Below are 13,904 nucleotides of genomic sequence, written 5' to 3' on the forward strand. Positions count from 1 at the left end.
CTGCGCCGCCGACTTAGTTCATGCGGTGACGGGCAGGGCGAGCAGGCCCGCCAACCGGGGGGAGGTGCGGCGAGGCAGCAGGTGGTGAGGGACGGCGAGGGCGCAGTGAGGCAGGTGGCGTTGTAGAGCGGTGAGGGCGGCTTTGAGTTCGAGACGGGCCAGAGTGGCGCCGGGGCAGTGGTGTGGGCCATGGCCGAAGGCGAGATGCCGGGCAGGTCTCGAACGCGTGGGGCCGGGGGTGGTGAGGGCGAACAGGACGGTGTCGCCGGCGGGAATGGGCTGTGCGGCGATGGTGAGGTCGCGGCGGGCGAATCGCCGGGCCGTGGTCAAGACGGGGCCCTGCCGCGCAAGGAAGTCCTCGATCAGATGGCGGTCCACGGGCCGTTGCCGGCGGGGATCGGCGGCGGGATGGATGAGGTCGAGGGCGCTGCGGGCGATGAGGTGGACGGTGTTCTCGATGCCCGCCCACCACATGCCGAAGGCGAGGATGACGATGTCATCGCGGTCGAGGCCGGACCGTGGTGCGGTGGCGCCCCAGTAGGAGACGAGGTCGGCGCCCGGGCGGCGGGAGTGTGTGGTCACGAGCCGGTTCACGAGGTCGTGGACCCCTTCGATCGCCGCCATCAGATCCTGGGGCCGGGGTGGGGCGAGCATGGCGCCCGTCCAGGTCGTGAGGGCGTGCCGCTCGTGGAGCGGCACGCCGAGAAGGTCGGCCACAACAGACAGCGCCAGAGGTAGCGCGAAGTCGGCCACCAGATCACCACCCCCTTGCCGCGCCATAGAGGCCGCGAGCCGGTCGGCGAGCCGGCCGATCGGCTCCTCCCAGACATGGATACGCCGTGGGCTCAGGACTCGGGCGGTTGGTGTTCGCAGCCGTGAGTGCTCGGCGCCGTCACGGTTGAGGAGTTCGGCGGCCAACCGGCCCGGCAACCGGAACCCGCCATAACCCGATCCGGCATGGCTGTCGTCGGCGGTGAGCAGGTGGTCTGCCAGTCGGCGCCGGACCTCGTCAGGGCCGGTGACAAGCCATGCCCGGGTTCCGTCCGGCATCCGGCACACGCGAGACGGCCCCCGCTGCGGGGGGCCAGGTCCGCGACCCGGAAGTGGACAGCGAAGCTTGATGGTCGATGCTCACCCACCAGTGCTGTCCCCACGTGCCGGAGGCCACGCGTGCCGGAGATGACGTTGACCGAAAGGTCGCTGCGAACGCCCGATCGCAGGGCACCCTCAGCGGATGCCCGGGAGCTGGCTACCGCCAGCGCGGGATTCTCACCTGCGCCGACCCAGAGCGTAACGAGGCGGGGCCGCTCCGCCGCCAACACCTGCCGGCCGTCCCCTGATGCGTCCAAGCAGTGCGATGCCACCCTGGCATGCAAGGAGGTAACCATGGCCCGACAAAAGAAGCTCGCCATGGCGGCGGCCGAACGAAACCGCCAGGACAGCTACCACGCTCCCCTGCCTTCACGACCGGCACGACCCGTCTCACCAAGCCAGGAAGAAGCCACCCCGCAACACGCCGAAATCACCGGACAGCACCAGAGGTGACCCGCAGCGGCCAGCGGATCACGCGCGCCTGAACCGCCTCACCCATGAGTTCGCCGCCACCCCTGGGCGGCGAGCGGCGCGGCCAGCCCGTCCGCGAACCGACGGATGCGCGCCTCCCATCGTGCGGCGTGCCGCGGGGCCAGCGGCCGTGCGAAGACGCGGATGGCCGCGGCCGTCGCGGTTTTGCAGATCCGCCGCCATCCCGCCGGGCAGCCGAAACCCCCGCCAGCCGGCCCCCCGGCGTGGGTGTCGTCGAGCGCTCGCAGCGCACTGCGCAGCCAACGGCGTCAATCCTCGTACCGCGTGATCAGCCAGGCCTGAGAACGATCCGGCATCCGCAGCGGGCGGACCGGCCCGTGCGGGCAGGTGAACCGGCGGGCGCAGCGAGGTCAAGGACACCATCGTGAAGGGGCATGTCACCTCCTCGGGGCCGCACTGACAACCGACGGACACATCCACGGTGCGGACGCAGTCGCGGAGTCGAGCTGCCGCGCAGGGCCGGGCCCGCGCAGCAACTCGATAGGGCGGTGCGCTACGGCTGGGGTGGGTCAGCTGCTGTAGCCGTCGTGGAGGTTGAACTTGCCGGGGGTGGCGCCCTTGACGAAGCGCAGGCGGTCGCCCTCGACGACCAGCGGCTTGCCGTTGTCGCGGTCCTTCTGCCAGATCTCGTAGTAGTTGCCCATGTCGTAGAAGGCGACCGGGTCACTCTTGGAGGAGACGGTGGTCAGCCAGCCGTCCTTGGAGTCGATCCACTTGCCTTCGGCGGCGGCGCAGGTGACCTGCAGGTAGCCGCCCCAGTGGCCATCCTTGGCCCACGCCCCGTCGGCGACCTTCACCCACAGCGCCGGGCCCTGGGTGGTCTCGCTCCAGGTCATCTTGACCTGCTCACCCTTGGACTCGTCCCACTTGACGGTGCGCCCGATCTCGTTGATGCCGAGCTTGGCGGTACTGCCGTCCTTGAACCGAACGACGGACTCCGGCGTGCGGTGCGGCACGTAGCGGGTGGAGGGGAGGTCGGCCTTGGAGGTGTCGATCTCGAAGGCGGCCCAGGCGAACTCACGCAGATGCTGGTTGTTGGCGTCCATCAGCTCGCGATCACTCGTGATGTAGGCCGTGAGCTCTTCCTCTTGCCGCCGACCCCCAGGACCCTCTGAAGGATCCGCCGCAGCCGCTCACCCTCCGGACCGGCCGCCTTCTTCTTGCCCTCGTCCGCCGCCCGCGCCGCCACCTCCGACCGATCAAGGCGTTCACCCCTCCCCCAGGCCTCAGACCTGATTTCGGCCTCGGCGAAGGAGGTCAGCGTGTCCACGATCAAATCTTCGATACGCCCCTTCTTGCCGTTCTGGTGCGCCTCCTCGATCTCCGCGACCTTCTTCGGATCCAGCTCCTTCACCTTCGTGGGCGCGCCCTCGTCTGAGAAAATCAAAAAGTCCCTCTTGCGCAGGTATCCCATGAGTAAATCACTCCTTTTCGCTTTGAGTAACCGTTAGCTACTCTGCGCAACCAACGCTAACGATCAAGAAGCGGTCGAAAAGCACCCCCGCCGATCGTTCGCCTGATCGAGTGATCGAAGCCCAGGCCGGCGATGCACAGGCGACGCAGCCGGACATAGGGACCGCGGCCGTCCCGTGCCAGAGCTCTGGAAACAAGCAGTGTCCGCCCCCCGACACCTGCGGCCAGTCGGCTGCGGCCGCCGGCCCCACCCCGAACCCGGCCAGGTCCTGCGGCGCCATATCCGTGCGCAGCCACTGGAATCTGAGGGGGTGACGGAAGATGCCGCCGTGATCGACGGCCCGGTCGGCGCTCACCTCGGCGACCAGCTCACCGGGCGAGCGGGACGCCGTGGCGGACCACCCCGCCCGGGGTCCCTTCCACGGCCGCAGCCCGCAGGCCGGCCGGCCACGCCAGCGTCACCCGCAGGCCACCCGGCCCCGAACGGAACCGCTCGACTACCCGCACCCGGCCCAGCACCGCCAACGGCACAGTGCCCGGCGCAGTCAGCCGGTCCACCGACGCCCCGAGCTCCCCCGCTGTCAGGGCGGCCAGGGCTCCGGCGTCCGTACCGGTGGACCAGCCGGACAACTCGTCCTGGCGTTATCGGTCAGGGTCAGGTTCGGGTCATCGAATCGGCACCGTTTGCGTCCTGCCCCCGCCGGCGGGCTCCGCTGCTCAGAGGGCTGCCGTGGGAACCCACCCGTTCAGATGGCGCCGATCACTGAGGCATGACGTTCTCCGCCTGAGGGCCCTTGGGCCCCTGAGTGATGTCGAAGGTGACCTCCTGGTCCTCCTCCAGAGAACGGAATCCTGCGGCATTGATGGCGGACTTGTGGACGAAGACGTCCGGGCCGCCGCCGTCTTGGGCGATTTCTCCATACCCCTTTTCAACGTCGAACCACTTCACCGTGCCAGTCGCCATGGCTGTTCTCCTTGCTGGGGTCGAGCACTGGACTCCCCGCTCACGCTGACCTCGCCCATGGCCGGTACTTCTTCCCGCCGGGGCCCGCTGCTCCGGCCCTCACCCTTCGACGCTACGGAAAGGCACTGACAACCAGAGCACGGCGGAGGTACCGCACCCTTCGCCGCTGGTCGCGCGGGGTGGTGACCAGTTGTGCGCGATCCCGGCCTGCGCATGGGTACTTGAGGGGGAATCATCATCCGACAGCATCCGCGTGTCTATGATCTTCGTGGACGTTTCCTGCGGGCCCGCGGTAAAGCGCGATGACCGGCCCGGCTGCCGGAACATCAACACCTCGAGACCGACCGAACGGACGGCGCATGCCCTTACTCTCCTGCATTCTGGCGACCAAGGACCGGCCGCACTTCCTCGCCCAGGCGATCCGGTACTACCAGCAGCAGACACTGACCGACACCGAGCTGATCATCATCGACGACGGCGTCGACTCCTGTGAGGCGCTGGTGCCGAGCTCGCCGCAGATCAAGTACCTGCGGCTTCCGCGGGCGACGTCGCTGGGGACGAAGCTGAACCTGGGCATCGAGGCCAGCTCGGGTCACGTCATCCAGAAGCTGGACGATGACGACTACTACCACCCCAGATTTCTGGAGGTGATGACCTCCGGACTGCTGGGCGCACGGCGTTCGGAGGTGATCTGCGGGGTGGAGCGGCTGCTGGTGCTGATCTCGGCGACCGGCGCTCTCGTCGACGCGGGCAGCGGATGGTTCGCCGGCGGCACGTACTGCTTCTACAAGGACGTCTGGAAACAGGCCCCGTTCAGGGACGTGCCGCGCCGGGTCGACGTGTTCTTCCTTGAAGACCACCCCGACCTCGTCAAGCTGCCGGTGTCCGTTCCCGAGCTGTATGTCCTAGTGCGTCACGACAAGCACACCTGGACCCGGATGGCACCAGAGACCGTCCAGCCCTTCACTGGGGTGCCCGTCGAGGACGTCACCGAGTACTTCATGTCCTGCCCGCCCTACGGCAAGAGCCTGCGGGACCTGATCCCGGCCGAGCACGCCGCGTTCTACCAGAGCCTGCAGCGGTGAGGACGAGCCGGTGAACGAGGCCTTCGCATGCCCGGTCTGCGCGGACGACGACTGGGAGACACACGGCCGCCGGCACTACCGTGGCGGTGAACGCACCCACACCCAAGGCCGCGTCCTGAGCGACTACGAGCTGCTGCGACGCCGCGTCCTGTTCGAGGTCTGGTGCCCGGGACGAAACGAGGTGACCCTGACGGAGCGCATGTGCCGCCAGTGCGGCTTCATGGCCTACGCCCCTCGGCCCACCAGCGCGGACGTCGCGGCGAAGTACCGGTTTCTTCAGCACTGGGAAGACGACATCGGCGGATCGGCGCCCTCAGCCCGCGGAATGGAGTTGGACCGCCGGCGGGCCGATCGTGCCCACCGGGCGATCGTGTCGGATCTCGGGCGTGAACCGCGCCGGGTCCTCGACTTCGGCGGCGGAAACGGCAAGCTCTTGGCCCCGTTCCTGAAGCAGGGCGCCGACTGCGCGCTCGTGGACTACAACGTGCGCCCGCTGCCAGGCGTGCGCAAGCTCGCCGACACCCTGCACGACCTGCCCGACATCGAGCCTTTCGACGCCATCGTCTGCAGCCACGTACTGGAACACCTCGCCGACCCGCTCACCACCCTGCAGTCGCTGTACCCCCTGCTGGCGGCGGACGGCGTCCTCTACAGCGAGGTACCGGTCGAGATCTGGATAGGCCTCCCCATCGGGGCCGACCCTGTGACCCACATCAACTTCTTCACACCCCACTCACTCACCCGCCTCCACACCCGGGCGGGCCTGCGCGCCATCACGGTCCGACAGTTCGCAGGCAACTACGCCGCCTACCGCATGCAGGTCGCCACGGTCACCGCCCGGCGCGACGACACCAGGACAGCCGACGATCGCAGTGCTGGTGATGCGGGCGAAGCGCACCGCCTCCTGCGCCCCTCGGTCCTCGACCGGCTCGCCCACGCCTTCCGTCAGCGGCGGCTGGCCGGCGGCTGACCGCACAACCCCCGCGCAAGGGAGGCCGGGTCAGCCCGGTGCTGTGTCCGGCAGGCGCAGTGCGGCCGTTCCTTTCCGGTGTGCGAGGCGCTCGAGGGTCCAGGTGGGGTGCTGCTCGGCCCAGCGGGCGACGATGGCCTTCTCCTCGTCGCGGTCGTAGTCGTCCAGGACCACGACCGCGTTCGGGGTGAGCGCGCCGGCGAGCAGCGGTACGGCTGGGTACCGGGCGAGTGGGGTGGTGAGTCCGGGTGGGCCGTCTACGAGCAGCAGGCCGCAGCCGTTCAGGTCCTTCCAGGCCGATTGCGCGTACCAGGGCCGGCTCTCGCCGTGGAGGGTGTGCTGCTCCAGCGGAGCAAGCCGCACCTGCGCGATGTCGCCGAGCCCCAGCCGTTCGACCTCCCCGGCGCTGCGTTCGTGGTAACCGGCATCGTGCTCCAGGCTCACCACACGGCCCGGGATGCCGAAGGCCCGCATGGCCGTCGCAAGCCACAGTGTGGAGGTCCCGCTGCCCGCTTCGATGACCAGTGACGGGCGCCGGAACCGGGTCTGTTCCACCAGGTACAGCAGTAGATCCGGGGCTGCGGCCCAGCCGTCACCCGGTGGGATGGGCACGGGCGGCTGGAGTATCTGTTCGAGCCGTACCAGGAATTGCTCGTCTTCGGTCTGCATCCTGTTCCCCTCGCCCCGAGCTGGCCGATTCCCCGAACGCATCGCGGCAGGCTCGAGACTACGGATGAGAACCCGGCCTTCCACCGTCCTGCGTACCTGCCACTTCTACCCTGATGGGCCGGCCTTTGTGCTGGCTGTCAGGGCCCGCTGGGCGGACTGCGTCACGGTCGTGCCTCGCGCGGATTGGGGGCGGGAGCCGCGGAAGGGGTCACCGGCGGGCTGGGGCCCCTGGATGGTCAGGGCGGGGGCGTGGTCGCGGGGGTGACTGCCTGGGGGAAGGTGAAGAGCTGGTCGGGGTCGTAGGTGGCTTTGATGCGCTGCATCCTCGGGTAGTTGGCGCCGTGGTAGGCCGCCGGCCAGTCGGTGAGTTCGGGGTCCATGCCGTTGGTGTAGCCGCCGGTGCCGAGGTGGGGCTGCATGGTGGTGTGGACATCACGTAGCCAGGTGAGGCGGCGTTCGACGTGGGCAGGGTCGGTGTGCTGGTGCCAGTAGGAGTGGTACTGGACGACGCCGACGGCGCTGCGGTGGGGGAAGGCGGTGGCGTGTGCGGGGCGGTCGTCGACCGCGCCGCCGAGCGCGTCGATGAGCAGTCCGCCGGCGCCGGTGATGCCGGAGAAGTGGTGCAACTGGTCCAGGGCTGCCGCCATGTCGGTCGCGGATGCCAGGCTGAGGGGGTGGCGCACGATGTGTGACTTGGCGGCGAAGGCGACGCGTGGTCCCCAGGTGCCGCCGCCCCAGCGGTCAGCTTCGGAGGCGGCGCGCGGATAATCGCACGGGATGGTCACGCGGTCGGTTTCGGGCCGGCCCACCGCTGCGATCAGCCGGTCGAGGACCGGATGGAGGTCGTCGGGGGCGCCGATGAAGGTTCCGGTCACGGAGGGCACGCCCGGCATGCCGAAATCGCTGAGCTGCTCGAAGGCACAGGTCACCGTGCGGGGTGTGCTCGGGTCGGCGTTCCATGCCGTCCAGCCCTGGATCACTGTTGCGGCCGCGGTAGCGGGCCAGGTGACCATGAACCGGGTGAAACCCAGGTCGCGAATGTCTTCGGTGGTGAACTCCAGGGAGGTGACCACGCCGAAGTTGCCTCCACCGCCACCGCACAACGCCCAGAACAGATCGGCGTCGGGGGAGGCCGCATCGGGGTGGACGCGGCGGATACGGCCGTCGGCGGTGACGATCTCGATGGCGCTCAGGTGATCGCAGGCCAGCCCCCACGCCCGGGTGAAGGCGCTCAGGCCGCCGCCGAGGGTGACTCCGGCCAAGCCGATGGTGGGGCACCGGCCCAGCGGCAGGCCGGCTCCGGCCGTGGCCAGCGCCAAGTGGGCTTGCAGGCCCTTGACGCCGGAGCCGAACAGCGCCCGGCCTCCCCCGACGGCGCACGTGTTGAGTGAGCCGACGTCGAGTACGAGGCCTGTACCGGTGGAGTATCCGGCGTAGCTGTGTCCTCCGGAGCGCAGCGCCAGCGGGATGCGGCTGGCGCGGGCGAAGTTGACGCATTCCACGACGTCGCCTGTGTCGGCGGGGTAGGCGATGGCCTGGGGGCGGATGGTGTCGAAGCGTTGGTTGACCAGGAGGCGGGCTTGCTCGTAGGCGGCCTGTTCTGGTCGCAGCAGCACGCCGCGGATGCTCGACTCCAGCGCCGACCAACTCGTGGGATTCGCGGCCGTCCTACGAGGTGTGCGGCGGGCCGCGGGTACGGGGAGTCGGCTGTGCCGGAGCGCAGCCAGGGCATGGAGGTCGGCAAGGACGGGGAAGTCGAACGGCAGCGGCCGGGGGCCGACCTGGTCGGGCGGTGCGGGGAAGCAGCCCGCCTCGTCCTGGCGGGTGAGCAGGTAGGCGGTGGCGGCAGCGGCGGCGTGGGGTGGTCCGTAACGGGCGATCACGTTGAGGGCCTGGGCGGTGGAGAGGGCGTCGCTGTCGTGGTCCGGGGTGCGCCCCCAACCGCCGTCCGGCTGCTGGGTGGCGGTCAGCCGGGCCACGGCGCGGGCGATGGCCGCGGTGATCCGCCCGTGGTCGATGCCGGGCAGGGGGCGTGCGGCGTTCAGGGCGTCGACGGCGCGCAGGATGACGCTCGACTCGCTGAGGGTCCAGCTGGGCGTCCAGCTGCCGTCGGGATGCTGAGCGTCGAGGACGAAGCCGGTGGCCGCGGCGACGAGCGGAGCGTGCTGCACGCCGTGGGGGGCGAGGGCGATGACGGCGCCCGCGGTCATGTCAAGGTCGGGATCGTCCCCCTCCAGCCAGGTGGGGAATCCGCCGTCAGGGCTGGCCGTGGCGGCCAGGTAGGCGGCGCCGCGCTGGAGGTGGGGGCGGTAGCGGTGGGCGTCGAGGGCGTGGAGGAACTCCATGCAGCGGGCGGCGGTGTCGACGTCGGTCTGGCGGACTCCGCCGGCGAAGGGCCAGCCGCCGTCACCGGCCTGCCGTGCGGCCACGAACTCGCCCATCCTGGCCGTGTAGGGCCGCAGCGCGGGCCGGTCGAGGAAGGCGAGACCGGCCACGGCGGACAGCCACACGTCCTGGCTGTCGAGGAAGGGCACCGCGCCGCGGGCGTCGAGGGTGTGGAGCAGGCCGGTGACAGCCTGCTCGATCAACGGGTGGCCGGCCCGGGAGGTCTGCAGGGCGTGCAGGCCCAGGAGATGGGTGGTGGCGCTGGCCTCCCACAGCAGACGTCCGGCCGCGTCGTCCAGGAGGTCGGCGAGATGGAAGCGTTCACCGGTGGAGACGGTGTGCGGCTTTCCAGTGGCCTCGGAATGCAGGATCCGGACGGCCAGGACGTGGACCGAGGTGTAGGTGGACTGCGCGCCGGTGGGCGCGGCGGCTGGGGAGTCCTGCTTGCTGAGCCGCAGGCCGCCCAGCACGTGCAGCACCGCGTGCAGCATGCTCCGCTTGAGACGGCCCCTGCCCCCCACTCCGGCATCCGAGCCGACCGTCAACGGGCGGGCCGCATCGGCGGCGTCCGCCGGCAGCGTGTGCGGGCGCAGGCAGGCGTCGATGAGCAGCGCATCGAGCGGATCTGCATGCGCGCGCTGCCGGTCGAGGTAGACGGTCAGCTCCTGCTGCACGTCGGGGTGGGAGCGGCGGGCCCGAAGCAGGGAGAGGAACAACGCGCTCTCCAGCACGCGGCCCGCGCACCGGTCCGCCACGGTCCCGCCGGGGGCGACGGCCAGGGCCAGGCGCCGCTCGAGACGGACGGTGGCCGAGGCGACCGGATCCACCACCCCGGCCGGCATCGGCTGGCGTGGAAGGGCGGCGGCGCGGTAGCGGCCGCTCTCGTACTGCCAGGCGACCGCACCGTAGAGGAACGTACGGACCCGCTCGATCCCCCGGGCGGGTATCGGCCGCGTCGGCATGGCCAGCGGCCGGCTGCGCGACGGCCGTTTCGAAGTCCTCCAGCTTCGACTCGATCATCTCCCGGACCATCACCGCGGCCTCCCCGCGGCTCACGTCCCGCGTGCGGGCCAGCACGTCGACCAGCGTGATCTCGCCGGGGCGGGGAGAGCCGGCGTCCATCAAGTCGTTCGTCCAGGCCACCACATCGGCGCACGCCTCGTGCAAGGCCTCCACCGGCGGCCACTCATTCACCAGTCGTTCCGCCACCAGCAGCAGCGGCACCACGGTGATCGTGCGCCGGCGCAGGCGCAGGTATTCCTCCAGCGACGGTTCGTAGCCCGTCTCCCGCCACCGCGCCTCCTGCACGGTCGCCTCCGCGAACGAGGCGTAACACGCCGCGAACCGCGCCCGCCACCCGAGCGGCGTGCCCACGCACGTCCGCTCCCACAACTCCCTCAACGCCGCCACCACCGGTGTACCGCCCGCCGGGCTCTCACCGGTCCCGGTGACCACCGCAACCAGAGGGTCGAGCGTTTTGCGGACCTCGGCCGCCGAGACGCGCTCCGGGTCCCGGTCGAAGCCGTCATCCACCAGAGTGATGAACGCCCCCCAGCACGCGAGCAGTCCCAGCTCGGCGGGCGACGCCGACGGCACCGTGAAACCAGCCATGCGTCCATGCCCCATACGGGCCATCCGCCGCTCCTGGGCCGGATCATCCGCCAGCCGCCACCGCTTCACCCACTCACGCGCGCCCCGCTCCCCCGCCTGCCACCCGGCACTGCACACGCCGGGCCCCACCGGGCCCTCGGATGCACCCGTCCAAGGCAGGACCGGCATGTCTTCAGCAGGCAGAACAGAGTTCATGCCCTGCCCAACCGCCACCACCACCGGCAAGTCATTGTGATCCTCATCGCACACCGAGCCGCCCAAAGCCATCGGGTGCCGACAGTGACAACTATCGAGCCTCGACACGCACTGCGGGGCGGCGTTCGCGGTGGCGGAGTGTGTGGCAGCACGCCTTCAGCGGCGAGGCGGTACACGAGCTGCCTCAAGGTCACCTGGAGCGGCGCGTACCCGTCCACGATTTCCCGAGCGCGATCCACGACGAGGGGCCACCGAATTTGTTCACGAGCCATACCGGTACCTTCCGAGTTCGCGGTGGCGGGCGGGCCCGTCGGGGGTAATCCGAGGGGCAATGAGGGCGTCCTCTTACCACCCCACGTCAGCTGGCGTCGGGGATGCCTCCAGCTGGCCTCAGGCTTTTCAGCCTTCGCAGCAAGATCCGGACATTTGATGGCGTGCTACGCCGCGTCACCCAACAGCCCGTAGTGCGGGTGGTTGGCTGGGACAGAACTCGCCTGGTCCGGCGGGCCCGAGCGGCATGCCGGCGGACGGGTGGTGCCCGGGCGCGGTAGGTGCGTGAGGGCTGTGACGGGTCTACGCGAGGAGGGCTTGTGGCCGACGAAGCCAAGAAGGAAGAGGACGACCAGAACCTGCGGCGGGCGATGTACACCACCGCCGGGGGCTGGAGTACCGGGGTGGCGTTCGCCGACCACCTCAGCGCCGCCGCGCCGGCGCTGGCCGCGGGCAACGGCACTGTGTGCTGTGTGCACCGTGGCGCACGCCAGTACGACGGCAGGGTTCTGCCGATCCGGTGGACGTCCTTCACACCCTCCGCGGTCCAGCCGTTCGTCGCGGCGCTGGAGGCCGCCCGCGGGGAGTTGGCCGAGCCGGACAAGGCGTCGGACGCGGAGCTGACACGGTGGTCGGCGAAGGTGAACCGGGCGGTTGAGGCGCTGGAGGCGGCGCGCAAGTGGACACCGGATACCGAGTTCACCTTCCCGCTCCAACCAGGGGAACGAGAAAAGGAAAGCCCCCCGTGGGAGAAGGCGTACGCCGACCGGCCTCTGATCAGCGAGGAGACTCCGGCACTGGCGTACTACGGCGGCTACTGGCACATGGTGGTGTCCCGGTCGCAGTGGAGCCGCGATGGCAGTTACTGGACCCGCTGGGTGGGCTTGTACTACTTGGTGGGTGAGGCCAAGGACGGCACGATCGCCTGGCAGGAGATCGACTGGCTGACCCGCTCCTCCCATCGGGAGAACCGGATGTTCCTGGCCCCGGCGCTCGCCGCCCTCGACGGCAAGCTCCACCTGCTCTACCTCGACACCGGCACGGACGTGGATCCCGCTCGGCTGGTCCACGAGGTCGTCACCGATATCCACCACGGCTGGAAGGCCGCCGTGGCGAACGGTAAGGCCCTCACCACCCCTCCGATCGACGAGTCCCGCATCACCGACATGGAGGACGAGGAGGAGGCCGGGGCCGAAGCGAACCTCTCGCTCGCGGCCCACGACGGCAAGCTCCACCTCGTCCACCGCCTGACCGGTACCAAGGATGCCCTCGCCCACGCCGTCTTCGACGGGACAACCTGGAGCGACAAGGGCACCCTGCCCGCCACCCACCGCTCTTCCCGTACCGCAGCGCTGGCCTCCTACGACGGCAAGCTCCACGCCGTGTACCCCGCCGCAGGCAGCAGCAAGCTGCGACACGCCATCTACACGGAGGCCCGCGGCTGGGACAAGGGCACCGACCTGGACGGCCACGACTCCGACAACACCCCGGCCCTGGTCGTCCTGCGCGAAGGCCCCGACAAAGCGCCGCGCGAAGGACTCCTGCTGGTACACCGCGGCATCGACCGCTGGGAGCCCTCCGACCCGCCCGCACCGCCCAAGCCCCCACAGGTCGTCAGCCGCGGCACGACGGTGTACAGCCCCCTCACTACCGACTACGGCACAGCCGGCTGGTGCCGGGTACGCCACCGGGTGTCCATGACCCCCGCCGTCCTCGACAACGGCCGCAAAGCCCTCATCCTGCGCTGGGACGCCAACGCCGAATACTTCTGGGGCGTTTCCTGGTACGACGAGCGCCCGGTGTTCAACAGCCCTTCCCGCGCGTTCGTTACCGGCTACACGTGGCTCAACGGCCCCGACGGCCAGATCCTGGACACCCCCGGATTCTCGGGCAGCTTCAACGACTCAGGCCGGTACTTCGCCGAACACGTCATCCACGACCCGGCGCCCGGCACCTACACCTTCGCTCTGTCGGGCAAGACCGAGAAGACCAGGGGTTACTGGACCGACCCCTACGACGGGCACAACGACAGCACGTTCTACGCCCGGGTGACGTGCAGCGCGACCAGGGCCAAGCTCACCGTCTGACCGAGCGCACCACACGGCACCACCGCTGCCCACCATGTGCCCTGCCCGACCACACCAGGCAGGGCACACAGAGCCGGAGGGTGGCAAGGATCTTGGCCAGACACCCTCTACTAGCCGACCGTGATCGTTCACGCCAAGCGGCTGTACCGGTGCCCCCTGAGGCTTCTCGTCACCAACACCCGTACGCGGATTCGCTGCATCCTGCCGCTGGTGGCCCCCTCAAGGCTGCTCCTGATCCCGCTGTGAAGGTCACGCATGATCATGTGGTCATGAACCGCAAGGCATCTTTTTCGCGCCCCGATCGAAGGAAAAACTTCCGATGACTCTGCTGCTCGCTGACGACCTCGACGTCATCGCTCCCGGACTGGACGGCCTGGACCTCACCATGCTCCTCGGCATGCCATCGGCGATGACCGCCAGCGTCTCCGGAGACGAGAATCCCCACGTCCCAGAAGTACACGCCGTAGGCGAGGAAGACGAGGAGGAAGAGGTTCTCGGAGACGGGGAGGACGAAGGGGACGACGGCGAGCCGGGCGAGGGTGAAGAGGACGATGACGACGCCTGACCGGGTGTGGGCGGCCTCTGCGGCGTCTCCTTTGCGAATCTGCGTGCTGTCCAACCGGTTCACACCGGGATCCTCCCTGGCCCCCAGTACCCCGGAGATCGACGAC

The 13,904-nt window shown here is 69.7% G+C and carries 11 protein-coding genes and 1 pseudogene; 5 read left to right on the forward strand and 7 right to left on the reverse strand.

Translation table 11 applies throughout. The annotated features are described in order from the left end of the window. Window positions 1-18: 18 nt before the first annotated feature. From OG392_RS00160 to OG392_RS00175, 4 genes are all read right to left on the reverse strand, one after another. A complete protein-coding gene (locus OG392_RS00160) occupies window positions 19-1,050 on the reverse strand; it encodes a cytochrome P450 (RefSeq protein ID WP_329274077.1) in 1,032 nt (343 codons plus the stop codon). A 1,043-nt stretch (window positions 1,051-2,093) separates the two neighbouring features. Next, on the reverse strand, window positions 2,094-2,630 hold the full coding sequence (locus OG392_RS00165; RefSeq protein WP_329274080.1) for a hypothetical protein: 537 nt from the start codon (window positions 2,628-2,630) through the stop codon (window positions 2,094-2,096). After that, on the reverse strand, window positions 2,630-2,998 hold the full coding sequence (locus OG392_RS00170) for a hypothetical protein (RefSeq protein WP_329274082.1): 369 nt from the start codon (window positions 2,996-2,998) through the stop codon (window positions 2,630-2,632). The genes OG392_RS00165 and OG392_RS00170 overlap by 1 nt, the downstream gene beginning before the upstream one ends. A 759-nt stretch (window positions 2,999-3,757) precedes the next feature. Beyond that, window positions 3,758-3,961 carry a cold-shock protein gene (locus OG392_RS00175; RefSeq protein ID WP_329274084.1) on the reverse strand — a complete coding sequence of 68 codons (204 nt, stop codon included), beginning with the start codon at window positions 3,959-3,961 and terminating at the stop codon, window positions 3,758-3,760. Between the two features lie 359 nt (window positions 3,962-4,320). On the opposite strand from OG392_RS00175, the gene OG392_RS00180 reads away from it, so the two are divergent. Both OG392_RS00180 and OG392_RS00185 read left to right on the forward strand, forming a co-directional pair. Further along, on the forward strand, window positions 4,321-5,046 hold the full coding sequence (locus tag OG392_RS00180) for a glycosyltransferase family 2 protein (protein ID WP_329274087.1): 726 nt from the start codon (window positions 4,321-4,323) through the stop codon (window positions 5,044-5,046). A 10-nt stretch (window positions 5,047-5,056) separates the two neighbouring features. Beyond that, entirely contained in the window at window positions 5,057-6,016 is a 960-nt protein-coding gene (locus tag OG392_RS00185) for a class I SAM-dependent methyltransferase (protein ID WP_329274089.1), read from the forward strand. 30 nt (window positions 6,017-6,046) lie between these two features. On the opposite strand, the gene OG392_RS00190 is transcribed toward OG392_RS00185, so the two are convergent. The 3 genes and pseudogenes from OG392_RS00190 to OG392_RS37440 all read right to left on the reverse strand — a co-directional run. Then, window positions 6,047-6,685: a class I SAM-dependent methyltransferase gene (locus OG392_RS00190; RefSeq protein WP_329274090.1), complete on the reverse strand. Its 639-nt coding sequence runs from the start codon at window positions 6,683-6,685 to the stop codon at window positions 6,047-6,049. Between the two features lie 236 nt (window positions 6,686-6,921). Then, window positions 6,922-10,032 carry an FAD-binding protein gene (locus OG392_RS00195; protein ID WP_329274093.1) on the reverse strand — a complete coding sequence of 1,037 codons (3,111 nt, stop codon included), beginning with the start codon at window positions 10,030-10,032 and terminating at the stop codon, window positions 6,922-6,924. A gap of 49 nt (window positions 10,033-10,081) precedes the next feature. Continuing rightward, a pseudogene (locus tag OG392_RS37440) lies at window positions 10,082-10,948 on the reverse strand (terpene synthase family protein); the annotation flags it as partial. A 518-nt stretch (window positions 10,949-11,466) separates the two neighbouring features. On the opposite strand from OG392_RS37440, the gene OG392_RS00200 reads away from it, so the two are divergent. The 3 genes from OG392_RS00200 (at window position 11,467) to OG392_RS00210 (ending at window position 13,798) form a co-directional block, all read left to right on the forward strand. Beyond that, the gene (locus OG392_RS00200; protein ID WP_329274096.1) at window positions 11,467-13,233 is read left to right on the forward strand and encodes a hypothetical protein; all 1,767 of its coding nucleotides are present in this window, start codon (window positions 11,467-11,469) and stop codon (window positions 13,231-13,233) included. A gap of 120 nt (window positions 13,234-13,353) precedes the next feature. Then, the gene (locus OG392_RS00205; RefSeq protein WP_329274098.1) at window positions 13,354-13,479 is read left to right on the forward strand and encodes a hypothetical protein; all 126 of its coding nucleotides are present in this window, start codon (window positions 13,354-13,356) and stop codon (window positions 13,477-13,479) included. Window positions 13,480-13,552: 73 nt separating this feature from the next. Then, entirely contained in the window at window positions 13,553-13,798 is a 246-nt protein-coding gene (locus OG392_RS00210; RefSeq protein ID WP_329274101.1) for a hypothetical protein, read from the forward strand. Window positions 13,799-13,904 lie beyond the last annotated feature (106 nt).

Origin of the sequence: Streptomyces sp. NBC_00691, from assembly GCF_036226665.1 — a bacterium.
Lineage (GTDB): Bacteria > Actinomycetota > Actinomycetes > Streptomycetales > Streptomycetaceae > Streptomyces.